Annotated in this window: 28 protein-coding genes and 1 tRNA gene; 14 read left to right on the top strand and 15 right to left on the bottom strand. The window is 71.5% G+C overall.

The window, feature by feature from the left end; all coding sequences use genetic code 11:
• On the bottom strand, positions 1-1,065 hold the full coding sequence (locus P2T37_RS02900; RefSeq protein ID WP_276235258.1) for an anthranilate phosphoribosyltransferase: 1,065 nt from the start codon (positions 1,063-1,065) through the stop codon (positions 1-3).
• Between the two features lie 112 nt (positions 1,066-1,177).
• Between P2T37_RS02900 and P2T37_RS02895 the strand changes: the two genes are divergently transcribed.
• From P2T37_RS02895 to P2T37_RS02880, 4 genes are all read left to right on the top strand, one after another.
• Entirely contained in the window at positions 1,178-1,681 is a 504-nt protein-coding gene (locus tag P2T37_RS02895; protein ID WP_276235257.1) for a GNAT family N-acetyltransferase, read from the top strand.
• Positions 1,682-1,749: 68 nt separating this feature from the next.
• Entirely contained in the window at positions 1,750-2,226 is a 477-nt protein-coding gene (locus P2T37_RS02890) for a redoxin domain-containing protein (RefSeq protein WP_276235256.1), read from the top strand.
• Positions 2,227-2,339: 113 nt separating this feature from the next.
• Entirely contained in the window at positions 2,340-3,374 is a 1,035-nt protein-coding gene (gene ahbB / locus P2T37_RS02885; protein WP_276235255.1) for a siroheme decarboxylase subunit beta, read from the top strand.
• A gap of 171 nt (positions 3,375-3,545) precedes the next feature.
• On the top strand, positions 3,546-3,824 hold the full coding sequence (locus P2T37_RS02880) for a ubiquitin-like small modifier protein 1 (protein WP_276235253.1): 279 nt from the start codon (positions 3,546-3,548) through the stop codon (positions 3,822-3,824).
• Here the strand turns inward: P2T37_RS02880 and P2T37_RS02875 are convergent.
• Both P2T37_RS02875 and gatD read right to left on the bottom strand, forming a co-directional pair.
• Positions 3,821-4,702, bottom strand: a complete 882-nt coding sequence (locus tag P2T37_RS02875; RefSeq protein ID WP_276235252.1) for a GNAT family N-acetyltransferase — start codon at positions 4,700-4,702, stop codon at positions 3,821-3,823. The genes P2T37_RS02880 and P2T37_RS02875 overlap by 4 nt on opposite strands.
• Complete coding sequence (gatD, locus tag P2T37_RS02870; protein ID WP_276235251.1) at positions 4,699-5,961, bottom strand: Glu-tRNA(Gln) amidotransferase subunit GatD; 1,263 nt, start codon at positions 5,959-5,961, stop codon at positions 4,699-4,701. Before gatD ends, P2T37_RS02875 begins: the two co-directional genes overlap by 4 nt.
• Positions 5,962-6,054: 93 nt before the next feature.
• On the opposite strand from gatD, the gene P2T37_RS02865 reads away from it, so the two are divergent.
• The gene (locus P2T37_RS02865; RefSeq protein WP_276235250.1) at positions 6,055-6,249 is read left to right on the top strand and encodes a hypothetical protein; all 195 of its coding nucleotides are present in this window, start codon (positions 6,055-6,057) and stop codon (positions 6,247-6,249) included.
• A gap of 37 nt (positions 6,250-6,286) precedes the next feature.
• Positions 6,287-6,742, top strand: coding sequence for a hypothetical protein (locus P2T37_RS02860; RefSeq protein ID WP_276235248.1), 456 nt, complete (start codon positions 6,287-6,289; stop codon positions 6,740-6,742).
• Here P2T37_RS02860 and P2T37_RS02855 read toward each other — a convergent pair.
• Positions 6,739-7,404: an ArsR/SmtB family transcription factor gene (locus P2T37_RS02855; RefSeq protein ID WP_276235247.1), complete on the bottom strand. Its 666-nt coding sequence runs from the start codon at positions 7,402-7,404 to the stop codon at positions 6,739-6,741. The two genes, P2T37_RS02860 and P2T37_RS02855, sit on opposite strands and share 4 nt — an antisense overlap.
• A 57-nt stretch (positions 7,405-7,461) precedes the next feature.
• Positions 7,462-8,346 carry a hypothetical protein gene (locus tag P2T37_RS02850; RefSeq protein ID WP_276235246.1) on the bottom strand — a complete coding sequence of 295 codons (885 nt, stop codon included), beginning with the start codon at positions 8,344-8,346 and terminating at the stop codon, positions 7,462-7,464.
• Between the two features lie 198 nt (positions 8,347-8,544).
• Between P2T37_RS02850 and P2T37_RS02845 the strand changes: the two genes are divergently transcribed.
• The gene (locus P2T37_RS02845) at positions 8,545-8,889 is read left to right on the top strand and encodes a DUF5802 family protein (protein WP_276236206.1); all 345 of its coding nucleotides are present in this window, start codon (positions 8,545-8,547) and stop codon (positions 8,887-8,889) included.
• On the opposite strand, the gene P2T37_RS02840 is transcribed toward P2T37_RS02845, so the two are convergent.
• Positions 8,886-9,725, bottom strand: a complete 840-nt coding sequence (locus tag P2T37_RS02840) for a ZIP family metal transporter (protein WP_276235245.1) — start codon at positions 9,723-9,725, stop codon at positions 8,886-8,888. The genes P2T37_RS02845 and P2T37_RS02840 overlap by 4 nt on opposite strands.
• A 119-nt stretch (positions 9,726-9,844) precedes the next feature.
• Between P2T37_RS02840 and P2T37_RS02835 the strand changes: the two genes are divergently transcribed.
• The gene (locus P2T37_RS02835) at positions 9,845-11,035 is read left to right on the top strand and encodes a redox-regulated ATPase YchF (protein WP_276235244.1); all 1,191 of its coding nucleotides are present in this window, start codon (positions 9,845-9,847) and stop codon (positions 11,033-11,035) included.
• Here P2T37_RS02835 and P2T37_RS02830 read toward each other — a convergent pair.
• Positions 11,032-12,135, bottom strand: coding sequence for a serine hydrolase domain-containing protein (locus P2T37_RS02830; protein WP_276235243.1), 1,104 nt, complete (start codon positions 12,133-12,135; stop codon positions 11,032-11,034). The genes P2T37_RS02835 and P2T37_RS02830 overlap by 4 nt on opposite strands.
• Before the next feature lie 86 nt (positions 12,136-12,221).
• On the opposite strand from P2T37_RS02830, the gene P2T37_RS02825 reads away from it, so the two are divergent.
• Together P2T37_RS02825 and P2T37_RS02820 are read left to right on the top strand one after the other, a co-directional pair.
• A complete protein-coding gene (locus P2T37_RS02825; RefSeq protein WP_276235242.1) occupies positions 12,222-12,422 on the top strand; it encodes a hypothetical protein in 201 nt (66 codons plus the stop codon).
• Positions 12,423-12,453: 31 nt separating this feature from the next.
• Complete coding sequence (locus P2T37_RS02820) at positions 12,454-13,497, top strand: thiamine pyrophosphate-dependent enzyme (RefSeq protein WP_276235241.1); 1,044 nt, start codon at positions 12,454-12,456, stop codon at positions 13,495-13,497.
• Positions 13,498-13,524: 27 nt separating this feature from the next.
• On the opposite strand, the gene P2T37_RS02815 is transcribed toward P2T37_RS02820, so the two are convergent.
• Together P2T37_RS02815 and P2T37_RS02810 are read right to left on the bottom strand one after the other, a co-directional pair.
• On the bottom strand, positions 13,525-14,070 hold the full coding sequence (locus P2T37_RS02815) for a hypothetical protein (protein WP_276235240.1): 546 nt from the start codon (positions 14,068-14,070) through the stop codon (positions 13,525-13,527).
• Positions 14,071-14,112: 42 nt separating this feature from the next.
• A complete protein-coding gene (locus tag P2T37_RS02810) occupies positions 14,113-14,343 on the bottom strand; it encodes an Lrp/AsnC ligand binding domain-containing protein (protein ID WP_276235239.1) in 231 nt (76 codons plus the stop codon).
• 80 nt (positions 14,344-14,423) lie between these two features.
• On the opposite strand from P2T37_RS02810, the gene P2T37_RS02805 reads away from it, so the two are divergent.
• Both P2T37_RS02805 and P2T37_RS02800 read left to right on the top strand, forming a co-directional pair.
• Positions 14,424-15,113, top strand: coding sequence for a potassium channel family protein (locus P2T37_RS02805; RefSeq protein ID WP_276235238.1), 690 nt, complete (start codon positions 14,424-14,426; stop codon positions 15,111-15,113).
• Positions 15,114-15,130: 17 nt separating this feature from the next.
• Positions 15,131-15,343 (top strand): Lrp/AsnC family transcriptional regulator, encoded by a 213-nt coding sequence (locus P2T37_RS02800; RefSeq protein ID WP_276236205.1) that lies wholly within the window; start codon positions 15,131-15,133, stop codon positions 15,341-15,343.
• Between the two features lie 15 nt (positions 15,344-15,358).
• Here P2T37_RS02800 and P2T37_RS02795 read toward each other — a convergent pair whose 3' ends face one another.
• From P2T37_RS02795 to P2T37_RS02775, 5 genes are all read right to left on the bottom strand, one after another.
• The gene (locus P2T37_RS02795; protein WP_276235236.1) at positions 15,359-15,856 is read right to left on the bottom strand and encodes a DUF5813 family protein; all 498 of its coding nucleotides are present in this window, start codon (positions 15,854-15,856) and stop codon (positions 15,359-15,361) included.
• Positions 15,857-15,901: 45 nt separating this feature from the next.
• Positions 15,902-15,986: transfer RNA gene (locus P2T37_RS02790), tRNA-Leu, on the bottom strand.
• Positions 15,987-16,141: 155 nt separating this feature from the next.
• Complete coding sequence (locus tag P2T37_RS02785; RefSeq protein WP_276235235.1) at positions 16,142-16,477, bottom strand: ferredoxin; 336 nt, start codon at positions 16,475-16,477, stop codon at positions 16,142-16,144.
• A 23-nt stretch (positions 16,478-16,500) separates the two neighbouring features.
• A complete protein-coding gene (locus P2T37_RS02780) occupies positions 16,501-17,667 on the bottom strand; it encodes a DUF8167 domain-containing protein (RefSeq protein ID WP_276235234.1) in 1,167 nt (388 codons plus the stop codon).
• Entirely contained in the window at positions 17,664-18,875 is a 1,212-nt protein-coding gene (locus P2T37_RS02775) for a potassium channel family protein (RefSeq protein WP_276235233.1), read from the bottom strand. The genes P2T37_RS02780 and P2T37_RS02775 overlap by 4 nt, the downstream gene beginning before the upstream one ends.
• A 73-nt stretch (positions 18,876-18,948) precedes the next feature.
• On the opposite strand from P2T37_RS02775, the gene P2T37_RS02770 reads away from it, so the two are divergent.
• Positions 18,949-20,154, top strand: coding sequence for an NAD-binding protein (locus tag P2T37_RS02770; RefSeq protein WP_276235232.1), 1,206 nt, complete (start codon positions 18,949-18,951; stop codon positions 20,152-20,154).
• Positions 20,147-20,479, top strand: a complete 333-nt coding sequence (locus tag P2T37_RS02765; protein WP_276235231.1) for a hypothetical protein — start codon at positions 20,147-20,149, stop codon at positions 20,477-20,479. The genes P2T37_RS02770 and P2T37_RS02765 overlap by 8 nt, the downstream gene beginning before the upstream one ends.
• Here the strand turns inward: P2T37_RS02765 and phoU are convergent.
• Entirely contained in the window at positions 20,473-21,153 is a 681-nt protein-coding gene (phoU, locus tag P2T37_RS02760; protein WP_276235230.1) for a phosphate signaling complex protein PhoU, read from the bottom strand. The genes P2T37_RS02765 and phoU overlap by 7 nt on opposite strands.
• Between the last annotated feature and the right edge of the window lie 55 nt (positions 21,154-21,208).

Below are 21,208 nucleotides of genomic sequence, written 5' to 3'. Positions count from 1 at the left end.
TCAGAAGTCGCGCAGCGCCGCGAGCGCCTCGGCCGCCTCGCCCGACTCGATGGTCTCGCGGGCGATCTCGATACCCTCCTCGATGCTGTCGGCGTCCTCGCCCGCGTAGATGCGGAGCGCGGCGTTGACGGCCACGGCGTCGGCGAAGTCGCCCGTCCGCTGGCCGGAGAGCACGGCCTCAGTTATCTCGGCCGACTCGCCGGCCACGTCCTCGACGCCGAGCGCGGCCTCGTCGAACGCCATCCCGAGTTCGGGCGTCTCGACCGTGAAGTCCTCGACCTCGCCGCCCTCGGACCACTCGGCGACGGTGGTGGAACCGGGCCGCACGTCGTCGTACCCCTCCATCCCCTGGAACATCAGGACGCGGTCGACGGCGGCCGTCTCCGCCGCCTGGAACGTCTCGATGATGCGAACGGCGTAGGGGAGGTGGTAGAAGGAGCCGAGGTGCGTCGAGGCGTTCGCGGGGTTGGCGAGCGTCTCGATGGTGTTGACGAACGTGCGCACGCCCATCATGTCGCGGCGGTCGTGGAGCGCCTCGACGGTCGGCGCGAAGTTCGGCCGGTAGTAGAAGCCGAAGCCGACGTCGTCGGTCATCGCCGCCGACTCCTCGGGGGCGAGTTCCGTGCGGACGCCGAGTTCGTCCAGCACGTGCTTGTAGGCGTCCTGCTTCTGGGTCGGGACGCGGTCGCCCGAGTGGACGACGACGGGCGTCCCCGCGGCGGCGGCGACGAGCCCCGCGGCGACCCCCAGAATCGCGGTGCGGCCCTTCCCGTCGTAGTTCGCGCCGCAGTCCACCGGGTCACACGCCGGGGCGGACGGCTCCGTGTCCGCGGCCATCGTGTCCACGTACGCGCCGAGTTCCTCCGGCGTGTTGCGCTTCCAGCGGTTGGCGAGCCAGAACGCCCCCAGCGTCGTGTGGTCCGGCTCCCCGTCGAGGATGCGCCGGAACGCCTCCGCCGCCTGTGCCCGTGTCATGTCGTCGGCCGACTTGTGTCCGGAGCCGACGACCTCCGTCATCAGCCGTTTCAGCGGCCACTCCCCGTCGCGTTCGGTCGCTTCTGCCATACCGGCGCTCGGGGCGCGCGGGAGGAAAAGCCGTCGGCTTCCCGCCGCTCCCGGGCGCACACTAAGAGCGTGGCACGTGCCCTTCATCCGTGTGGCCGGCGTCGGTCGGGCCATGGAGCTCCTGCCGCTCGCGCCCGATACCCCCCACTTCCGCGCGGCCCTCGACCTGTACGAGGCCGTCCACGGCGAGCGGCCGGACAGCGCCGGCCCCCGGTTTCGCGACCACGCCGACCACGACGGCTACCGCGGGGTCGTCGCCCTCGACGACGGGGGGCGGGTCGTCGGCCTCGCGTACGGCCACGACTCGAAGCTCGGCGGCGAGTACCACGAGCGGCTCCGGGGGGCACTCCCCGACGCGCTCGCCGCGGAGTGGCTGCGGGACGCCTTCGAGCTGGTGGAACTGGCCGTCGCGGACGGCGCGCGCCGGTGCGGGCTGGGGACGCGACTGACCGACGCCGTCCTCGACGGCGTCAAGCGGGGGACGGCGGTACTCACCACGGAACGGGACAACGACGGCGCCAAGGCGTTCTACGAGGCGACGGGCTGGTCCCCGGTCCACGAGCCGTTCGTCGTCGCCGGCGTCGAGATGACGGTGTTCGGCCGCGCGCTCCGGTAACCGCACGGTAACGCGATTCCTGTGGGGTTATTCGGTCCTTTTTACCCCTCGCGCCCCTCGTCGGAGCCATGGTATCCACCGGCGACGACGCCCCGACGTTCGACGCGACGATAGCCGACGGCGACGTGGGCGAGTTCTCCCTCGCGGGGGCGCTCGGCGACGGTCCCGTCGTCCTCGCCTTCTTCCCCGGCGCGTTCACGCCCCCCTGTTCGAACGAGATGGTCGCGCTGGAGGAACACGCCGACGCCTTCGCGGACGCGGGCGTCCGCCTGCTCGGCGTCAGCGCCGACTCGGCGTTCTCGCTCAACGCCTTCCGCGAGGAGTACGACCTCTCCTTCGACCTCGTGAGCGACATGGCCGGCGACGCCATCCGCGCGTACGGCCTGGAAATCGACATCGAGGACCTCGGCCTCTACGGCGTCGCGAACCGCGCCGTCTTCGTCGTGGACACCGACGGGCAGGTCCGCTACACGTGGACCACCGAGGACCCGACCGTCGAGCCCGACTACGAGGAACTGCTCGACGCGGTCGCGTCGCTCGACTGAGCCGTCCTCCCGTTCTCCCGCGCCCGCTTCTCGTTCGCTCGCGACCGCTCCCCAGCCCCGCGACCGCTCACGGAACCGAAAACGGGGTATGTGCGCCGCGCCTACGCGAGCCAATGAGCCTGCAGGCCGACTGGCGCGCGTCGCTCGACGACGTGGACGCCGTCCTCGTTGACGAGTACCAGAGCGACTTCCCGGTCGCCGAACGCCCCTTCCGTATCGTGGCCGAGGCCCTCGGCATCGAGGAAGACGAGGCCGTCGAGCGCGTCCGTCGGCTGCGCGAGCGCGGCGTCTTCCGGCGGTTCGGCGCGGTGCTCAATCCGCCCGTCATCGGCTCCTCGACGCTCGCGGCCGTGAAGGCGCCCGAGGACCGCTTCGACGAGATAGCCGAGGTGATCAACGGCTACCGGCAGGTGAACCACAACTACCGGCGCGACCACGAGTGGAACATGTGGTTCGTCGTCACCGCCGGGTCGCGCGAGCGTCGCGACGAGATCCTCGCCGACATCGAGGCCCGAACCGGCTGTGCGGTGTTGAACCTCCCGATGCTGACCGACTACTACATCGACCTGGAGTTCCCCGTCGTCAACGAGGACCGGTTCGCCCGGGAGTCGCTGACCGAAACCGAGGTCTCCGCGACCCGCATCTCCGAGGACGCCTCCGCGGACCTCTCCGACCTCGACCGTCGGCTCCTCCTCGAGATACAGGACGGCTTCCCGCTCTCGGCGACGCCGTACCGGGACGTCGCCGACGCGCTCGACGCCGACGTGACCGAGGTGCTCGCGGCCGTCGAGCGCCTGCTCGCCGACGGCTGTATCAAGCGCGTCGGCTGTGTCGTCAACCACGTCGTCACGGGGTTCGACGCCAACTGCATGGTCGTGTGGGACGTGCCCGACGACGAACTCGACGCGCGCGGCGAGGCCGTCGGGTCGCTCCCCTACGTCACCCTCTGTTACCACCGGCCGCGCCGGCCCGAGCAGGACTGGCCGTACAACATGTTCACGATGGTCCACGGCCGCGAGGAGGCCGCCGTCGAGGCCGTCATCGACGAACTCGCCGCCGACCACCTCTCCTTCGACCACGAGCGCCTCCGCTCGACCGCGACGCTGAAACAGACGGGCGCGCAGTACGACGACATCGTCGGGGAGTAGGGGACTACTCGACGGCCGCCAGCCGCCGTTCGCCCCCCTGCTCCAGCCACGCGGCGAGCGCGGCGGGGACGGGGTCGGTCACGCCGGGGAGTCCCCCGTCGCCGGCAAGGGCCTTCGGGTCGCGCGTGACGGCGACGCAACCCCTAAGCCCGCCGGCCCGCTCGTCGGGGTGTGAAGTGGAAGCTGTTCGCCAACCTCGCGGAGACGGCGGGGACGAAGGAGGTCGAGGTGGACGCGGGCGCGGGCGACACGGTCCGCGACGCGTTCGACGCCCTGCTCGATGCACACCCCGAGCTCCGCGACGAGACGGTCGACGAGTCGGGCGACCTGCGCGAGCACATCCGGATGCTCCGCAACGACACGAGTCCGTTCGCGGACGGTGACGGGTTCGAGACCCGGCTGGAGGAGGGCGACACGCTGGCGCTGTTCCCCCCGGTCTCGGGCGGCTAGCGCCCGGTCAGGTCGGCCTCCAGGAGGAAGTCGGGGTCGTCGTAGATGCCCGCGCGGACGTACGCCGCGTCGCTGACGTGGCGGGCCGTCTCGGGGATGTAGACGCGGGTCGCGTCCGCCCCGAGGTCGGCGGCGTCGCGGCGGAGCGCGGCGACGAGCGAGCGGAGCGCCTCGGTGTCGGCCCACGCCGCGACCCCGTACTCGGCGTACGTCTCCTCGTCGCGCTCGCCCGTCCGGGTGCGGTACGACATCGCCCGCGTCCCGTCGCCGTCGCCGACGGCGAAGACGCGCTGTTCGGCCGCGGCGCGGTGGAGCCGTTCGCGGGTGAGTTCCGCGACGGCGTAGCTCTCGTCCAGGTCGAGCGTGAGCCCCCGCAGCGCCGCGTTCGCGTCGCTCCGGTGGAAGCACGACCACGCGGCGTCCGGGTCGTTGCGCACGTCGAGGCCGGCCTCGGCCGTCGGGTCGGGGTCGGGGAGCATCCACCGGAACTCCGCGGCGGGGTCGAAGCCGGTGGCGCGCGACTGTCCGAGCCCCGCGCCGTTCCACGAGAACACCATGTTCCGGCAGACGGTCGCGCCGTGCTCGCGACACCAGTCGAATATCGCCTCCGAGAGCAGCGGCGAGACGCCCTCGCCGCGGTAGTCGGGGTTGACGCGCATCCCCTGTGCCCACCCCTCGTGTGGCGACAGCATGACGCCCTGCGCGATGCCCGCGAGGTCCTCGCCGTCGTCGAGCACGAACGTCTCGGCGTCGTCGTTCTCTATCCAGTCGTGGTAGATGCGGGGGATGTAGTCGCCGCCGTCGCGGTCGGGCCACGTGTTCTCCGTGAACGCGGCGACCGCGTCGTAGTCGTCGTGGGTGGCGGGGCGGACCTTCATGCCTGCCACGGGGTCGAGCGCGCCGTCGCCTCGCCCGCGAGGCCCTCGCTCATCGCCGCCGCGGGGTCGTCGCGGTTCGCGAGCGCCCACATCAGCTTCACGTAGGCCGTCTCCGGGAGGGTGTCCTCGGCCTCCACGACGCCGGCGTCGAGCAGGTCGCGCCCGGTGTCGTACACCCGGTCGCAGACCCGGCCCTCGATACACGCCGACGACATGGCGACGACCGTCCCGTCCTCGACCATCTCGGCGAGCGTCGGGATGAGGTCGGTGTGGACGTGGCCCAGTCCCGTCCCCTCGATGACGAGGCCGTCGAGCCCGGACAGCGCCTCCAGCCGCGCCGGGTCCATCCCCGGCGTGAACTTCAGCAGCTGGACCGACTCGTTCAGGTCCGGGGCGACGGCGAGGTCGCGCTCGCCGCGCGGGGTGTAGTCGCCCGCGAAGGTCACGCACTCCTCGCCGGCGCTCGCGGCCGCGTAGTCCACCGTGCCCATCGGCTCGCCGCCGACCGTCTCGAAGGCGTTCCGCCGGGAGGTGTGGTTCTTGCGGACCCGGGTGCCGCGGTGGAGTGCGCAGACGTCGTCGGACTCCGTGGCGTGCATACACACCATCACCTCGGCGGCATCGGCCGTCGCGGCCTCGACAGCACACACGGCGTTCATCACGTTGTCGGAGGAGGGGCGGTCGGCGGAGCGCTGGCTCCCCGTGAACACGACCGGGACGGGCGTGTCGAGCATGAAGGAGAGCGCGCTCGCGGTGTACTGCATCGTGTCCGTCCCGTGCATGACGACGACGCCGTCGGCGCCCGCTTCTATCTCCTCGCGGACGGCCGCCGCGAGGTCGCGCCAGACGCCGGTGTCCATGTTCTCCGAGAGGATGTTGGCGACGACGCGGCCCCGGTAGTTCGCGCGCCCGGCGAGGTCCGGGACGGCCCGGAGCACGTCCTCGGCGTCGAACTGCGCCGTCACCGCGCCGGTGCGGTAATCGACGGTGGAGGCGATGGTTCCCCCAGTCGAGATGAGCGAGACGGTCGGGAGGTCGTCGTCGAAGGCCACCTCCGACCCGTCCTCCTCGTCGGTTCCGTCGCCGACGGCGTACGCGTCCGTCTCCAGTACCTCCGCGTCGGCCTCGGCGCGGGCGACGCCGACGTTGTACCCCCCGTCGAGCTTGACGACGAGGTGTGTCTCGGTCGTCGAGGGCATCAACACGCCCTCGTGGGTGACGCCGCCGCGGGCGACGCGGACCCGGTCTCCTGCGTTCATGCCCGGCGCTACCCGGTCGGCGGACTTCAATCCACCCGTGTCGGCGCTCCGGTCATGGATACCTTTTATGATACCGCGGTAACACCTACTCCTATGAGCAGGGGGCACGACGGGGTCATCCGCGCGGCACGGCGGCTTCTCTCGGACGCGACGGAGTTCACGGAGAACGAGCGCGCGGAACGGAACGTGGAATCGGCTATCGACCTACTGGACGCGCTGGAGGAGGAGACGCCGGCGGCCGAGGCGGATGGGGAGGCCGCCGTCGTCGCGCCGGGCGAGGACCGCTGAGCGAAAAGCCGTTACCCGTCGGGCGACAACCGGGGGTATGTCAGCGACCGACGAACTGCTCGCCGAGCGGGACGACCGCGAGGAGGCAACCGAGTCGTCCGACGGGGGCGGCCGGCTCTCGGGCGTCCGCTCGCGGCTCCGCTCGCCGTTCTCGCTTCGCGCGTTCCTCGTCGCGCTGCTGCTCAGCGTGGTGGCGAGCGCCGCGGTCGGCCTCGTCCCGTTCCTCCCGGGGAGCGTCGCCACCGTCGCGGGCGTCTTCGTGGGCGCGTTCGCGCTGGGGCTCGTCCGCGCGAAGCGCGCCTACCTCGAAACCGCGCTGGCGGGCACCGCCGTCGTGACCGTCGCGGCGCTCACGCAGTTCTTCCTCGTCTCCGTCGTCGGGAACGTCGGGATTCCCGTCGCGGCGGCCGGCGCCGGCGCGGGGCTGCTCGCGGCGCTGCTCGGGCACTACTTCGGGCGGGACCTCCGTGCTGGGCTGACCCGCGACCTCTAGTCGAGCCGCCAGCCGCCCCCGCTCCGCGCGACCACGCCGAGGTCTTCGAGGCTCGCGAGCGCGTCGGCCACCATCTCGGGGCTGGCGTCGACGCGCCGGGCGATGCCCTCCGTCGTGGTCGTGCCGTTGGCGAGCGCCGACAGCACCTCGGCGTAGAAGCGGCCGTCGGCCTCCCCGAACCGCTCCGAGATGTCGTCCATCACGTCCGTGAGCCGGCCCTGTACCCACCGCTGGGCCATCGAGAGCTCGTTCTCCAGCGTCTCCAGCCGCTCCAGTTCGCCCGCGAGCGCGGAGAGGTCGTCGCCGCGCTCCGTGCCGGGTTCGGACTCGCGTTCGAGGTGGAGCGAGAGGTAGCGACAGCCGGTCATGTCGAGCGAGCGCGAGGCCGGATACGCCGACTTCGTGCCGAAGGCGTACGGCGAGACGTTCACCTCCAGCCGGAGGTTCCGCGCGATGGAGAAGTACTTCCGCCGCTGGTCGTCGACGCGCGACTCCACGAGCCCCGCCTCCTCCAGCTTCCGCAGGTGGTCGATGACCGCCTTGGGACTCACCCCGAGGTACTCGGAGATCTCGGTGACGTAACACGGCTTGCGCGCGAGCAGCCGGAGGATACGCCGCCGGTTCTCGTTCCCCAGCAGGTCGAGCAGCTCGGCGGAGTCCATTCACCTGACGTTAGCCCTCACCGAATATAAGCGCTCGTCCCGCGGAACGCCCGCGCGTCAGTCGCCGCCCTCGGCGTCGGTCGGCGTGGGCGTCGCCGTGGGGGTAGGTGTCGGTGTGGCTATCGGGGTGCCGGTCACGCCGCCGTCGCCGCGCTCGCTGTTGTTTCCGCGGTCGCCGTCGTTGCCGCGCTCGCTGTTGTTTCCGCGGTCGCCGTCGTTGCCGCGCTCGCTGTTGTTTCCGCGGTCGCCGTCGGTACCGTTACCGGGGGTCGCGGAGCCGTTCCCCCGCCCGTTCCCGTTTCCCCGGGCGTCCTCACCGCTCCCGCCGGGACCGTCATCGTCGGTGTCGGTCGTGTTGCCGTCGCGGTCGGGCCCCCGGTCGGCCGGCGGGCCGCGTCCGGCCAGCCCGCGGGCGAGTTCGGCCACCTCGGGGCCGTCGAGTTCGCTCGCGTTCTCGCGGAGTTCGGCCAGCCGCGTCGCGTTCACGCCGACCTCGGCGGCCGCCGCGTCGGTGGTGTTGATAGCGGTCCGCAGCGAGCGTATCTCGGTCAGCAGCCGGGCAGCACGGGCCCGCTCGCCGACGGTGAGGTCGTCCGAGCCGTTCAGTAGCTCGGCGCGCTGCGCGCGGAGCCGTTCGAGCCGTTCGACCAGCTCGTCGCCGCGTTGCTCGACGAGGGCGCGGCGCGTCTCGTTCGAGGCGTTCGCGAACCGGCCGCGGAACACCTCGTCGTCGACCTCGCCCTCGGCGCTGGCCGCGCTGGTCTGCATGAACCCGGAGATGGAGGCCCCGAGGCCGGTGGAGTTCGTGGTGTTGTTGGCCGCCTGCGCCGCGCCGGACGCGCTCCCGGCGGCGTCGCCGGTCGGGACCGCGACCGCCGGGGCCACCGCCCCGAGCAGCGCGAGCGCGACCACCACCACCACGACGACGGGTCGGTCGGTCATTCTGTTCCCCTCTAACCCCCTTACACCTATAAATAGTGAGAGCCGTTCCGTCGTTTCAAACCGTTCATCGACGTTCCGTCCCGCGAATCCTCGGCTTAACGGGTCGTTGGACGGGGGCGGCGGCGACTGATAGCGGGTCCGCATAAGCGTCCCGGCCAACGCTTATGTGTGGGTATGTCTCACACACTACCGGACACGATGTTCGAACAGTTCTCCAGCGGCTACTACCTCGGGCGGCTCTACGTGGAGCCGACCGACGGGGACCGGGTGGTGATGTGCCGGGACGACCACGAGACCGTGAACGAGCAGCTCTACGCCGACGGCGAGGGGGTAGAGCGGCTCGACTACCCGCTGGTGATGAAGGTCGGGACGGCCCACCTCCCCGTCCACGGCGCGGAGGGCGTTCCCGAGCGGACGCTCGCCGTCCCGGAGGCGACGCTCGACGCCGCGGGCATCCGCAACCCCCCGACGCTCTCGGAGGTCCTGCTCGCGAAGGAGGAGGTCGCCTCGCGGTTCGTCGGCTTCGGGGCGGCGTCCGGCTAGGCCGCGAGCAGCACGTCGAGCGCGAGCATCACGACGAGACCGACCATCAGGCCGACGGTCGCCTCGTGTTCGTTCCCGCGGGCGTGCGTCTGCGGCACGATCTCGTGGAAGATGACGAACAGCATCCCGCCCGCCGCGAAGCCCATCGCGTAGGGGACGGCGGGCGCGGCCACGGCGACGACGGCCGCGCCGAACACGGTGAGCGGTATCTCCACGAGTCCCGCGCGGATGCCGGCGACGCCGGCGTAGAAGCGACTTCCGAGCCCCGCGTTGACCGCGGCGACGGACACCGCGAGCCCCTCGGGGACGTTCTGGACGCCGATGGCGAGCATCAGCGCCAGCCCCCGCCCCACGTCGCCGGAGCCGAAGCCGACGCCGACGGCCAGTCCCTCCGGCATGTTGTGGAGCGTGATGGCGACGATGAAGAGGACGAGCGCCGAGAAGCGGGCGTCCGCGGCGTCGACGCCGCGACCCGTGACGACGGCCTGCACGCCCGGCACCCAGTCGTCCGCGCGGTCGAGGACGGCGACGCCGAGCGCGAAGCCGACGAGAACCGGAACGATGCCGACGAGTTCCACGCCGCCGAGGCCGACCGCGGGGTAGTCGGCCTCCGAAGCGATGTCGATGCCGGGCAACAGGAGGCTCGTGAACGACGCCGACAGCATCACCCCGGCGGCGAAGCCGAGCGCCGTGTCGAGGCCGCGCTCGGAGGGGTCGCGCCAGACGAGAACGACGAGCGCCCCGGCGGTGTTGAACAGGGCGATGACGACCCCCGCGACGAGCGCCTGCACGACGGGGTTCGGCCCCACGAGGTCCACGAACTGCTCGGCGAGCATACCGGCCCGTCTCGTTCCCCCTCCCTGACTGTTGGGGTGGCCGCGCCGTGGTACGGTATCGCGTGGCGGTGCGCCCGCGGGTGGAAACCCTGAAACGGGCGAGAGACCCCCATCCGTCAATGAGCTACACCATCGGTCTCGTCGGCAAGCCCTCCGTGGGCAAGTCGACGTTCTTCAACGCCGCGACGATGAACGACGTGCCCGAGGGCGCGTACCCGTTCACGACCATCGACCCCTCCGTGGGCGAGGCGTACGTCCGCGTCGAGTGTGCCGCCCCGGAGTTCGACACGGAGTGTACCCCGAACGTCGGCTACTGCGACGACGGCACCCGGTTCGTCCCCGTCAAGCTCGTGGACGTGGCCGGCCTCATCCCCGGCGCGCACGAGGGGAAGGGGCTCGGGAACCAGTTCCTCACCGACCTGAACGGGGCGGACGCGTTCGTCCACGTCGTGGACTTCTCGGGTACCACCGACGCCGAGGGGGAGCCGACGGAGGGCCACGACCCCCGCGAGGACATCGACTTCCTGGAGGAGGAACTCGACCAGTGGTACCTCGGCATCCTGGAGAAGGGCCTCGACAAGTACGCCGACGCCTACGACAAGGAGAACACCGACATCGAGGTCGTCCTCGCCGAGCAGATGTCCGCGTTCCGCACGAACAAGGACGAGATAAAGCGGCTCGTGCTCCGGTGTGACCTCTCGCTCGACCCCGAGACGTGGGACGACGACGACGCCGTCGAACTCGCCCGCGAGATACGCAAGGAGACGAAGCCCATCCTCATCGCGGCGAACAAGATGGACACGCCCGAGGCGAGGGCGAACTGGGACGAGATCACGAACGACTCCGACTACGACCACCTCACCTTCGTCGCGGCGAGCGCGCACGCCGAGAAGGCGCTCAAGAACGCCGACGAGGCCGGCGTCGTGGACTACACGCCCGGCGCGGACGGCTTCGAGGTCACCGGCGACGTGTCCGACGAGCAGGCCGCGGGCCTCGCCGACATCGAGGACTTCGTGGCCGAGTACGGCGGCACGGGCGTGCAGGGTGCCATCGAGACGGCCCTGTTCGACGTGCTGGGCGTCGTCCCCGTCTTCCCGGGCAGCGCGAACGGGAAGGGCGACGAGGAGGGTCGCTTCCGCGACTGCTTCCTCCTCCCCGAGGGCGCGACCACCTCGGACTTCGCGTACCACATCCACTCCACCATCGGCGACGGCCTGCTCCACGGCATCGACTGCCGGACCGGCCGGCAGGTCGGCGGCGACCACGAACTCGACGACCGCGACGTGGTCGAACTGATAACGACCGCCTAAACCGCGTCCGAAAGCGTCCGGTACACCTCGTTCGCCGCCTCGCTCTCGACCCACCGCAACACGACCACGAGGTCGTCCTCCGGGTCTATCCACACCTGGTTCGACCCGTAGCCGAGCGCCGCGAAGGCGGACTCCGGGGTCCCCGGGAACCGTTCCCCGTCCGTGTTGAGCCAGAACAGGTAGCCGTAGCCGGGTTCGACGTCGCAGGGCGTCGTCGCGCGGTCGAGCCACGACGCCGAGACGACCTGCCGGCCGCCCCACGCGCCGTCGTTCGCGAGCAGGAGGCCGACGCGCGCGAGGTTCCGCGTGCTGGACCAGAGGCCGCCGCCCCAGTGGCCGCCGCCGGAGACGGACTCCATCGCGCGCCCCTCGACCTCGACCGTGGAGTTGCGGTAGCCGTGCCACGACCACGCCCCGGACGCGCCGACCGGGCCCAGCACCTCGCGGGCCAGCACCTCGGGGAGCGGTTCGCCCCACAGGCGCAACAGCGCGAGCGCGAGGCGGTTGATGCGCACGTCGTTGTACTCCCAGTAGGTGCCCGGGTCGCGCAGGTCGCGGACGCCGCGGTCGCCCACCGCGTCGGCGTCGCGGCCCACGGGCCGGTTCCGGTCCACGCTGTCGGGCTTGCCGAACAGCGTCCCCTCCCACTCGCTCGTCCCCTGCAGGAGGTGTTCCCACGTCACCGCGGCGTTGTGCCCCTCGAAGCCCCCGTCCTCGACGTACTCGCCGACGGGGTCGGTCACGTCCACGAGGCCGCGGTCGCTCGCGACGCCCGCCAGAAGCGAGAGGAAGGACTTGGCGACGCTGAAGCAGTGGTCGACGCGCGTCGTGTCGCCCCACTCGGCGACGAGTTCCCCGCGGTGGAACACGACGCCGTTCTGCTCGCCGCGGCGGTCGGGGAACGGGCCGAGCGCGCCCGCGTGTTCGGGCGGGTCGCCGTCCCAGTGGTGTTCGGTCGCGTGGTCGTACGCCACGTCGTCGGGGGTCGTCGCGCCGGCCCGCGCGGTCGCGACCGCCTCGCGCACGGCCTCGGTGTCGATGCCGGTTCCGGCGTCGCGGACCGTCGCCGTCCGGTGTCGCGGCGGGAAGGGGTCGTCCATGCCCGAGCGACCGCCGGTCGGGGGTTAAGCGTTCGGCGGCTGCCGGCACCGTGACACTCTTACCCACGGTTCGCGCAGGGGGGAGCGTGCCCGACGAACGCGAGCCGGACCTGCGCCGGCCCGACCGGATGATACCGCCGCGGACGGAGGCGATAGCCGCCGAACTCGCCGCGGGCGACCGCGAACTGTGCCACTGTCTCGACTGCGGTCGCCAACTGGTCGCGCTGCGACACGGCGACTCGTGTCTGTTCTGCGGGTCGCGGGCCGTCGTCGTGGAGGGAGCGTAACCGCTTTCACCGGGCCGGCGGCACGACGGGTATGCACCGGGTCATCGGCGAGCGTTCGCTGTCGGAGACGCCGTTCGACGGGGCGACCGCGCGCGCCCTCTTCGAGGGGATGGTACGGGCTCGCGCCTTCGACGAGCGGGCGCTGGCCCTCCAGCGCCGCGGGTGGATGTCCGGCTATCCCCCGTTCCGCGGCGGCGAAGCCACCCAAGTCGCGGCCGCACACGCCATGCGCGACGACGACTGGCTCTTCCCCACCTACCGCTCGAACGCGATGCAGATCGCGCGCGGCGTCCCGATGGCCGACATCCTCCGGTTCCGCCGGGGCCACGACGAGTACGGCTCCGACCACGACGTGCCGAACTTCCCGCAGGCGGTCCCCATCGCCACGCAGATACCCCACGCCGCGGGCGCGGCGATGGCGATGCAGCGCGACGACGGCGACCGGGCCGCCGTCGCCTACTTCGGCGACGGGGCGACCTCGGAGGGGGACTTCCACGAGGGACTGAACTTCGCGGGCGTCTTCGACGCGCCGTGTCTGTTCCTCTGTGAGAACAACGGGTGGGCTATCTCCCTCCCCCGCGAGAAACAGACCCGGGCCGCCTCCATCGCCGCGAAGGCCGACGCGTACGGCTTCGAGGGCGTGCAGGTGGACGGGATGGACCCGCTCGCCGTTCTCGAAACCGTCGGCGGGGCGCTCGACTCCGTCCGCGCGGGCGACCCCGTCCTCGTGGAGGCGCTCACCTACCGGCTCGGCCCCCACACCACGAGCGACGACCCCAGCCGGTACGAGGAGCGCGCCGACTACCCCGAGTGGCGCACCCGCGACCCGCTGGACCGATTCGAGGAGTACCTCGTCGCCGAGCGCGTCGTGGACGGCGCGACCCGCTCCGAACTGGAGGCGGACGCGAAACGGGAACTCGACGCGGCCGTCGCCGCCGCCGAGGACACCCCGGAGCCGGACCTCGACGAGGTGTTCGACCACGTGTACGCCGAGACGCCGCCGCGCCTCGAAACGCAGCGGGCGTGGCTCCGCGACCACGCGGAGCGACACGGCATCGAGGGCGTCGAGCGGTAGCGACGCCGCTTCGGCACGACCCGGGCCTCAGTTCCCGTTCCGCTCGGCCACCCGTTCCCTCACGGTCGGGAGCGCCTCGGCGAGTTCCCGATGGATGTCCTCGTCCCCGATGTACGGCTCCGAGTTCTCGACGAAGTAGGTCATCTTCTCGACCTGGTTCCGCCCCAACTCGGCCGAGTCGCCGAGGCCGTAGTACTCGCTGTTGTCCAGCACGTCCGCGGCCTTGACGAGGACCGCGCCCCTCCCCGTCTCGAAGCACCGCCGGTAGATGTCGTAGTGTCGCTCCAGGTAGTCGTCGATGCCCTCGTCGAAACTGACGGCCTCCACGGTTTCCGCGACGTCAGCGCCGAACGCCGACCGGACGTCGTCGCCGGTCACGGCCGTGTCCTCCAGCAGGTCGTGGAGGAAGCCGGAGACGACGACGCGGGTCCCGTACCCCCTGTCGTAGAGGTCCATCCCCACCCGCGTACTGTGCAGTATCACCGGCTTCGGGTTGTCCCCCGAGGACTCGAACGAGTCCACCAGATACCGGAGCGCCCGCTCGACCTCCTCGTCGTCATCGATTCCGCGCATCCCTACGACCGACTGGCGGCCGCGGCCGCAACTCCCTTTCGACTACTCCAGACAGACGTACGTTCGCGTGTCCGCGACGCCGTCGACGGCGCGGACGTTCGTCGCGACCGTCGCCATCACGTCGCTCACCTCCTCGGCCTCCACCTCCGCGATGACGTCGTACTCGCCGGCCACGATGTGGGCCTCGACCACGTGGGCGACGGCGAGCACGTCGTCGAGCAGCGACGCCGCGTCGCTCGCTCCCGCATCGACCATGACATATGCTCGCACCATACACACCAGTCGCCGCACCCGGAGAAAAGCCTTCCCCCGCCGGGGTAAGCCCTTTGTCCTCCTCCGTCGTACGGCGTACCATGAGGTTTGTTATCGTGGGTGCTGGTCGGGTCGGGATGCGGACCGCCCGGGTGGTTCGCGAGGAGGGCCACACGGTGACGCTCGTCGAGCCGAACCGGACGACGGTGGACCGGCTCCGCGACGAGGGGGTGGACGTGGTCGAGGGCGACGGCTCCGACGAGGCCACCCTGCTGGAGGCGGGGCTGGCCGACGCCGACGGCCTCGCGGCGCTCTCGGGGTCGTTCGAGGTGAACGTCCTCGCCTGCATGATAGCCAAGGGGCACGGCTGCCGGACCGTGTTGCGGGCCACCTCGGAGTCCCACGAGGAGGTCCTCCGGGCGTACGCGACGGACGTGGACGAGGTGGTGTACCCCGAACGGCTCGGCGCCATCGTCGCCAAGAACGCGCTTCTCGGCGGCTCCATCCGTGCCATCGCCGACGTGGCCCACCACCTCCAGGTGGTCGAACTCACCGTCACGGACGAGTCGCCGATGCACGGCTACAGCCTCTCCGAGCTGGAACTGCCGGCGGACTGCCGGCTCCTCGCGTTCGGCAAGGCGGGCGCGGAGTTCGGCCTCCCCGACGAGGACCACTCGCTGGAGACGGGCGACCGGCTGGTCGCGCTCGTGGACTTCGACCGCCTCGCCGACGTGCGCCGTATCGTCGTCGGCGAGCACGCACACGCCGCGCTCGCGGGTGATGCGGCGTGAGCGTCCTCGCCTACGTGATGGTGAAAGCGCACACGGGCGACGCCGACCGGCTCCGCGACGAGGTGGCGGCCGTCGAGGGCGTCGAGAGCGTCCACATCGTGGCCGGCGACGTGGACCTCATCGCCAAGGTCCGGGTCGAGTCGCCGGCCGAGGTGCGCGAGATAGCCGCGACGACGGTGCGGAACCTCGACGGCGTCGAGGACACCCACACCTACGTCGCGATGGAGTAACCCTCCCCCGCGCCGCTACAGCGGCGTCCCCGTTCCCTCCCCTTGACTCGCCGTCGAGAGCATCGACGCTACCGGCTCGCGGTAGTCGAACCCGGGGACGACGCCCTCCATGTACGTCCCCTCGACGTACTCGCCGAGCGCCTTCGCCACGGCGGGCGCGCGGTCGGCGTTCCCCCACTCGAAGACGAACTCGGCGACCGCGTGCCCGGCCTCCCGGCGCACGTCCAGCGTCTCCAGTTCGACCGACTCGCGGACCGCGCCGGGCGCGTCCTCCAGGCGGAGCGCGAAGGTGTCGAACCAGCCGGATTCGAGGTCCGGGCCGACCTCGCCCTCGACCGCGGCCGAGAGCATCGGCGCGCGCACGGAGAGCGTGTAGCGGTGTGCCCACTCTTCGGTCTCCTCGGCCGTGACGCGGCCGTCGAACCGCGTCGTCGTCAGTTCGTAGCCGTCGGCGTCGCGTACGAACGCCTCGTGGGCGTCGAAGGCCCGCTCGGCGCTGTCGGGGAGTGTCATTGCCGGGAGAACGGGCCCCGAGCGGAAAAGCCGCTCGTCGGCGGATGCGGGGAGAGGGATTCGAACCCACGTACTCCTACGAGAGCGGATCTTAAGTCCGCCGCCTTTGGCCTGACTCGGCCATCCCCGCGCGTCCGTCACTCCCCGCCCACGGTGAAAAGGGGTTACGGTCGGGTTCAAGTGCGATGGCGCGGCCAGGCCCGGGGATGCGCTGAACGCGGCCCCGACCCGCCGAGGCGGGAGCGCGGTTCACGGGTTGGGCCGGGCGACGAACCGCCTGTTCGCCTACCAGTCCACGGAGAGCGTGCCGTCCCCCTCGGGGTCGGGGGCTATCTCCTCGTTCGTCCGCCGGTCCACGACGTGGATGACGCCGCGGTCCTTCTTCGCGGGGCAGACCTCCGCCGCGCGGAGGTTGTGGTCGAGTTCCGACTCGTCGAAGAAGTACGTGAGCGGCTTCGCGATGCCCGTCGAGAGGTCCATCTCCCAGTTCGCGGAGACCTCGGCACACTTGCCCGCCGCGATGCACTTGTTCGCCTCGAACACCAGCTTGTAGGGCGCCTCCTCGACCGGCGGGGCGTCCGCCTCGCCGATGTCGCTCGGGTCGATGGGCTCGTCGGCCATACCGGTCGATAGCGCGGACGGGATTAGTCGCTGTCGCTCGCGCCCGCCGCCGCGTCGAGCCGCCGAAGCCGGCTCGGCGCGGCGATGACGTAGAGGTCGTCGCCGGCGGCGAGCACGCGCGACCGCGACGGGATGGGTTCGAGTCCGCCGTGACCGCGGACCGCCACGACCGCGGCGTCGACCGCGCCGACGGGCGTGCCGACGAGGTCGCTCCCCTCGGCGAGCGTGACGACGCCCATCGTCTCGTCGGCCGCGCGCAACAGCGACGCGAACTCGCGGTCCGAGCGGGGTTCGACCGGGAGCGTCGCCAGCCGGTAGCGCTCCTCGGCGGCGAGCGCGTCCGCGTCGGCGGTGTCGACCGCCAGCGTCGCCACGTCGCCCGCCGTCCCGCGCAGTTCCGCGAGGGCGACCCGCTCCGGGCCGTCCGCGCCCGTCCGGTACACCTGTACGAGGTCCCCGGCGCTGGCGGCGTGAGCGGGGTCCGCGCGCACCGCGACCGCACAGCTCTCCGGGGGAAGCGTCGGTCCGATTCCGGACTCGCGGGAACCGACGGCGAGGTACGCGACGGTGCCGTCGGCCTCGACGTCGACGTCGACCCGACCGACGCCGTAGTCGGTGCGGAGCCGCGCGGCGACGCGGTCGCGGAGCTCGTCCACCGTGAGCCGGCGCGGGAAGACGAGCGTCTCGCCCGCGAGCGTCTCCTTGACGCCCGGCGCGACGGGGTCGTACCCCTCGATGTCGCCGATCTCCTCTGGGAGGTCGACGGTGATGACGCGCCCGACGGCCTGCACGACCGCGGAGACGTCCACGTCCACCGCGCCGGACCCCGTCAGCGCGAACGTCGATTCGCCGAGCTGGTCGCCGAGGCGACCCCCGGCCGCGGCGGCGACGGCGCTCGCCGCGAGAACGGTCGTGTTCACGACGATGACGCCCGTGTCGAACACGGTTCCGGGGCTCGAACCGTTCGTCGCTCCGGTGATGAGCGTCCCGAGCGCCGACTCGACGTTCAACACGAGAACGACCGCAGTCAGGCCGACGAGGACGGACAGCCCCGCGGGAACCGTCGCGCGGGCGTACCAGCGGTGGACGACGCCGAGGAGGGTCGCGAGCAGCCCCGAGAGGAGGCTCAGCCCGGCGACGGTGACGGCGTTGGCCACGACCCGTCCCAGCAGCTCGACGGCTTGGGTCACGCCGTCACCCCCGCGAGACGGTCGAGCGCGTCCCGCGACCCGACCGTGAACAGCTCGTCGCCCGCGGTCAGCGTCGTGTCGCCCCGCGGCGCGAGCGTCCAGCCGTCGGGTCGGCGTACCGCGAGCACCGCGACGCCGTACTCCTCGCGCAGGGAGGCGTCGCCGAGGGTTCGGCCCGTCAGCGCGCCGTCCTCGCCGACGGTGACCTTCCTGAACCGCTTGCCGGCGCGCCGCAGCAGCGAGACGAGTTCGTACTCGCGGTGCGTGCCGCGTGCCCGGACGACGACGCGAGCGCGGTCGGTCCCGAGGAGCACGGGAGCGTCCGCCCGCGCGACGGCCACCGTCACCCGCCCCTCCCCGCCGGTCGTCGTGGCGGGTGCGGGTGCCGGCTCGGTCGCGTCCTCACCGCCGTCGGTGGCGGCGGCCGGCTTCTCCGACCCCGCCCCGGAGCGCGCGCTCACGACCGTCCCCTCGACGGTCGCCTCGCCGGCCGTGACGGTCACGAGGTCGCCGCGCGCGAGCCCCGTCGGGACGAGCGTCTCGACTGAGACGGCGCGCTTCCCGGCGGGGATGCGCTTCGAGAGCCCCGACAGCGGCGGCGCGGCCGCGACCGTCGCGTTCGCGCGCTCGTCGAGGGCCACGGACACGTCGGTCAGGTCGAACTCGGTGCGGAGCCGCTCCGCGAACCGGGTTTCGAGTTCGCCGACCGGGAGTTCCGCCGGGAAGCGCCACTCGCCCTCCTTGATGCCCTTGCGTATCTCCTCGGTGAGCGGCGGGTACCCCTCCATGTCGGCGACCTCGCCGACGACGGTGACGCGGGCCCGACCGCGCCCGCCGACGCGCTCGACCACGTCCGCCGAGAGGGTGCGCTCGCGCAGCGCCGACAGCGAGAGCCGTTTCGGGAACGCCGCGCCCATCGCGTCGCCCTTCGCGTGGGCGTACAGCGACAGCATCAACACGACGACGATGGCGGTGACGATGACGGGACCGGTCGCGGAGTCGAGGATGTTCTCGTCGGTGAGCGCGAGCAGGCCGCCGTTGACGCCCGCGAGCGCGAGCGCCATCACGACCACACCGAACCCGGGGATGGAAACCCCGGTGACGTACTTGAACGCGAATCCCATCGCCCACGCGACGAGTGCCGGGAGGATGCCGGTGAGAACGCCGAGGTATATCCCCTGGAGTATCTCGACGGGAAGGGGTGCCATTGTCCGGGCAACAGGCGGGGAGGATATACAGCTACCGGACGGCTTATGCCGGGCCCGACGGTCGGTTCCGCGTATGAGCGAGGACGGGCGACGGCGTCGGCTCGCGCGCGTGCTCGGAGTCCGCGCGGCGATGTGGCTCCCGGCCGCCGTCGCGCTGCTGTCGGTCGTCACCGGCATCGTCAACATCGGAACGACGGACATCTCCGGACTGCTCGCGCCCTTCGTCCCCGAACTCGTCCAGCGGACCGCGGGCTTCACCGGCGCGCTCACCGGCTTCCTGATGCTCGGGGCCGCCTACGGCCTCCGGCGACGGCTCCGCGGGGCGTGGTACCTCACGGTCCTGCTGTTGCCCGTCACGGCCCTGCAGGGCCTCGCCCAGACCAGCGCCTACTCGTACCCGCTGGTGGTGCTGTCGGTGCTGTCGCTGCCGACGGTGCTCCTCAACCGCGGTGTGTTCGACCGCGACTTCGACCTCTCGACGACCCAGCTCGCCGCGCTGGCGGCCATCATCGGCACGCAGGCGTACGGGACCATCGGGACGTACGTGCTCCGCGAGGAGTTCACGAACGTCGCCACGGTGACGGACGCGTTCTACTTCACGCTCGTCACCTCCTCGACGGTGGGGTACGGCGACGTCTACCCGGCCCCGGCCTCGGCGCAGGCGCGGCTGTTCACCATGTCGGTCCTGCTGCTCGGCGTCGCCTCCTTCGGTGTGGCGCTGGGGACGCTGCTGACGCCGGCCATCGAGGCGCGGCTCGCACAAGCGCTCGGAACCATGAACGACTCGACACTCGACCTGCTGGAGGACCACGTCATCGTGGTCGGGGTCTCCGACCTCACGGAACCGGTCATCGAAGAACTGGCGGAGACGGCCGGGGGGCCGCAGTACGTCGTCGTCACGCGCTCGCCCGAGCGGGCCCAACAGATGCGCGAGCGCGACATCGAGGTGATAACCGCGGACCCGTCGGACGAGGAGCCGCTGCTCCGCGTCGGCATCGAGCGGGCCCGCGCGCTCGTCGCCGCGACCGACGACGACGCACAGGACGCGCTCGCCGTGCTCACGGCGCGGGAACTCAACCCCGAGATAAACATCGTCGCCGCCGCCACGGAGCGGGAGAACGCCAAGAAGCTCCGCCGGGCGGGCGCCGACACCGTCATCTCCCCGGCCGTCATCGGCGGCCACCTGCTCGTCCAGAGCGCGCTCGGCACGGGCGACATGGAGTCCATCGCCGAGATGATACTCGACGTGCCCGACGAGGAACGGCTGGAGAATGACTGAGGTGACGGTCGGCGGCGAGACGGTCGCGCGCGAGACGGTGCGGTCGGTCCGCGTCGAGACCGGCCGCGACGTCCGCCCGCTCGTCGGCGGCCTCGCCTCGCTGTTGCTCGGCGTCCTCGTCCCGACGGGCGCCGTCGCCGCGGGCGTCCCGTTCCCGACGGTGTTCCCGCTCGGCGTCCTGCTGTTCCTGGCGTCGGGCGTCGGGCTGGCGCTGTGGCTCCGGTCGTCGGTCGCGACGCTGGTGGTGGAGACCGAGTCGGGGACGCTCCGCGAGCGGTGCGAGGACGAGGCGGCAGCGGCGGACCGGGCGGCCGAACTTCAGTAGATGAGCGCGTCGTCGGACTCGACCATGTAGAGGGTCCGGCCGGCGATGTTGACCGCGTGGTCGCCCACGCGTTCGAGGTCGCGCACCGTGAGCAGGAACCGCGACACGTCGGCCATCAGGTCCTCTATCTCCGACTCCGTCGTGTCGTCGTCTATCTCCGTCTCGATGAGTTCGCGCACGACGGTGGTGGAGGCGCGCTCGCACATGGCGTCGATGTCGTCGTCGTGGTCGGCGATGGCGAAGCAGGCGTCCGTGTCCTTCGTCTCGTAGGCGGCCATCGCCTCCTCGATGGCCTCGATGACGGCGTCGCCGATGGCCTGGATGTCCACGTCCGGGTAGCGCTCCTGTTCGGCGTCGAGGGTGTAGTCGCCGAGGTTGGTGGCGAGGTCGCCGACCCGTTCGAGGTCGGTGATTATCTTGAACGACGCCGCGATGAAGCGCAGGTCCCCCGCCACGGGCTGCTGGAGGCTCAGCAGGTCGATACAGTCGCTCTCCAGTTCGAGGTACAGTTCGTTCACCTCGTCGTCGCCCTCGATGACCTCCCACGCGAGGTCGTCGTCCTTCTCCTCCAGCGCGGACAGCCCGGTACGGAGCCGGTCGAGGACGACCTCGCTCATGTAGAGGACGTCCTCGCGCAGCGCCGCGAGCTTCTCCTGATACCCCTTTCGTGCCATCTTACCGGGGAGACACCGTCGCCCCGCAAGAACCTTTGGGGATGTGAATATTCCT

Source organism: Halosegnis marinus, assembly GCF_029338355.1.
Lineage (GTDB): Archaea > Halobacteriota > Halobacteria > Halobacteriales > Haloarculaceae > Halosegnis > Halosegnis marinus.
This window is presented reverse-complemented; position numbering and strand designations above follow the sequence as displayed.

Coding starts and splice junctions, on each gene's coding strand:
- P2T37_RS02815 (WP_276235240.1), bottom strand. CDS start 14,070: ATGCGCGGAATCGATGACGACGAGGAGGTCGAGCGGGCGCTCCGGTAT.
- P2T37_RS02805 (WP_276235238.1), top strand. CDS start 14,424: ATGAGGTTTGTTATCGTGGGTGCTGGTCGGGTCGGGATGCGGACCGCC.
- P2T37_RS02895 (WP_276235257.1), top strand. CDS start 1,178: ATGGAGCTCCTGCCGCTCGCGCCCGATACCCCCCACTTCCGCGCGGCC.
- P2T37_RS02820 (WP_276235241.1), top strand. CDS start 12,454: ATGCACCGGGTCATCGGCGAGCGTTCGCTGTCGGAGACGCCGTTCGAC.
- gatD (WP_276235251.1), bottom strand. CDS start 5,961: ATGAACGCAGGAGACCGGGTCCGCGTCGCCCGCGGCGGCGTCACCCAC.
- P2T37_RS02860 (WP_276235248.1), top strand. CDS start 6,287: ATGTCAGCGACCGACGAACTGCTCGCCGAGCGGGACGACCGCGAGGAG.
- P2T37_RS02855 (WP_276235247.1), bottom strand. CDS start 7,404: ATGGACTCCGCCGAGCTGCTCGACCTGCTGGGGAACGAGAACCGGCGG.
- P2T37_RS02845 (WP_276236206.1), top strand. CDS start 8,545: ATGTTCGAACAGTTCTCCAGCGGCTACTACCTCGGGCGGCTCTACGTG.
- P2T37_RS02840 (WP_276235245.1), bottom strand. CDS start 9,725: ATGCTCGCCGAGCAGTTCGTGGACCTCGTGGGGCCGAACCCCGTCGTG.
- P2T37_RS02835 (WP_276235244.1), top strand. CDS start 9,845: ATGAGCTACACCATCGGTCTCGTCGGCAAGCCCTCCGTGGGCAAGTCG.
- P2T37_RS02875 (WP_276235252.1), bottom strand. CDS start 4,702: ATGAAGGTCCGCCCCGCCACCCACGACGACTACGACGCGGTCGCCGCG.
- P2T37_RS02785 (WP_276235235.1), bottom strand. CDS start 16,477: ATGGCCGACGAGCCCATCGACCCGAGCGACATCGGCGAGGCGGACGCC.
- P2T37_RS02865 (WP_276235250.1), top strand. CDS start 6,055: ATGAGCAGGGGGCACGACGGGGTCATCCGCGCGGCACGGCGGCTTCTC.
- P2T37_RS02830 (WP_276235243.1), bottom strand. CDS start 12,135: ATGGACGACCCCTTCCCGCCGCGACACCGGACGGCGACGGTCCGCGAC.
- P2T37_RS02795 (WP_276235236.1), bottom strand. CDS start 15,856: ATGACACTCCCCGACAGCGCCGAGCGGGCCTTCGACGCCCACGAGGCG.
- P2T37_RS02850 (WP_276235246.1), bottom strand. CDS start 8,346: ATGACCGACCGACCCGTCGTCGTGGTGGTGGTGGTCGCGCTCGCGCTG.
- P2T37_RS02770 (WP_276235232.1), top strand. CDS start 18,949: ATGAGCGAGGACGGGCGACGGCGTCGGCTCGCGCGCGTGCTCGGAGTC.
- P2T37_RS02890 (WP_276235256.1), top strand. CDS start 1,750: ATGGTATCCACCGGCGACGACGCCCCGACGTTCGACGCGACGATAGCC.
- P2T37_RS02775 (WP_276235233.1), bottom strand. CDS start 18,875: ATGGCACCCCTTCCCGTCGAGATACTCCAGGGGATATACCTCGGCGTT.
- ahbB (WP_276235255.1), top strand. CDS start 2,340: ATGAGCCTGCAGGCCGACTGGCGCGCGTCGCTCGACGACGTGGACGCC.
- P2T37_RS02765 (WP_276235231.1), top strand. CDS start 20,147: ATGACTGAGGTGACGGTCGGCGGCGAGACGGTCGCGCGCGAGACGGTG.
- P2T37_RS02810 (WP_276235239.1), bottom strand. CDS start 14,343: ATGGTGCGAGCATATGTCATGGTCGATGCGGGAGCGAGCGACGCGGCG.
- P2T37_RS02900 (WP_276235258.1), bottom strand. CDS start 1,065: ATGGCAGAAGCGACCGAACGCGACGGGGAGTGGCCGCTGAAACGGCTG.
- P2T37_RS02800 (WP_276236205.1), top strand. CDS start 15,131: ATGGTGAAAGCGCACACGGGCGACGCCGACCGGCTCCGCGACGAGGTG.
- phoU (WP_276235230.1), bottom strand. CDS start 21,153: ATGGCACGAAAGGGGTATCAGGAGAAGCTCGCGGCGCTGCGCGAGGAC.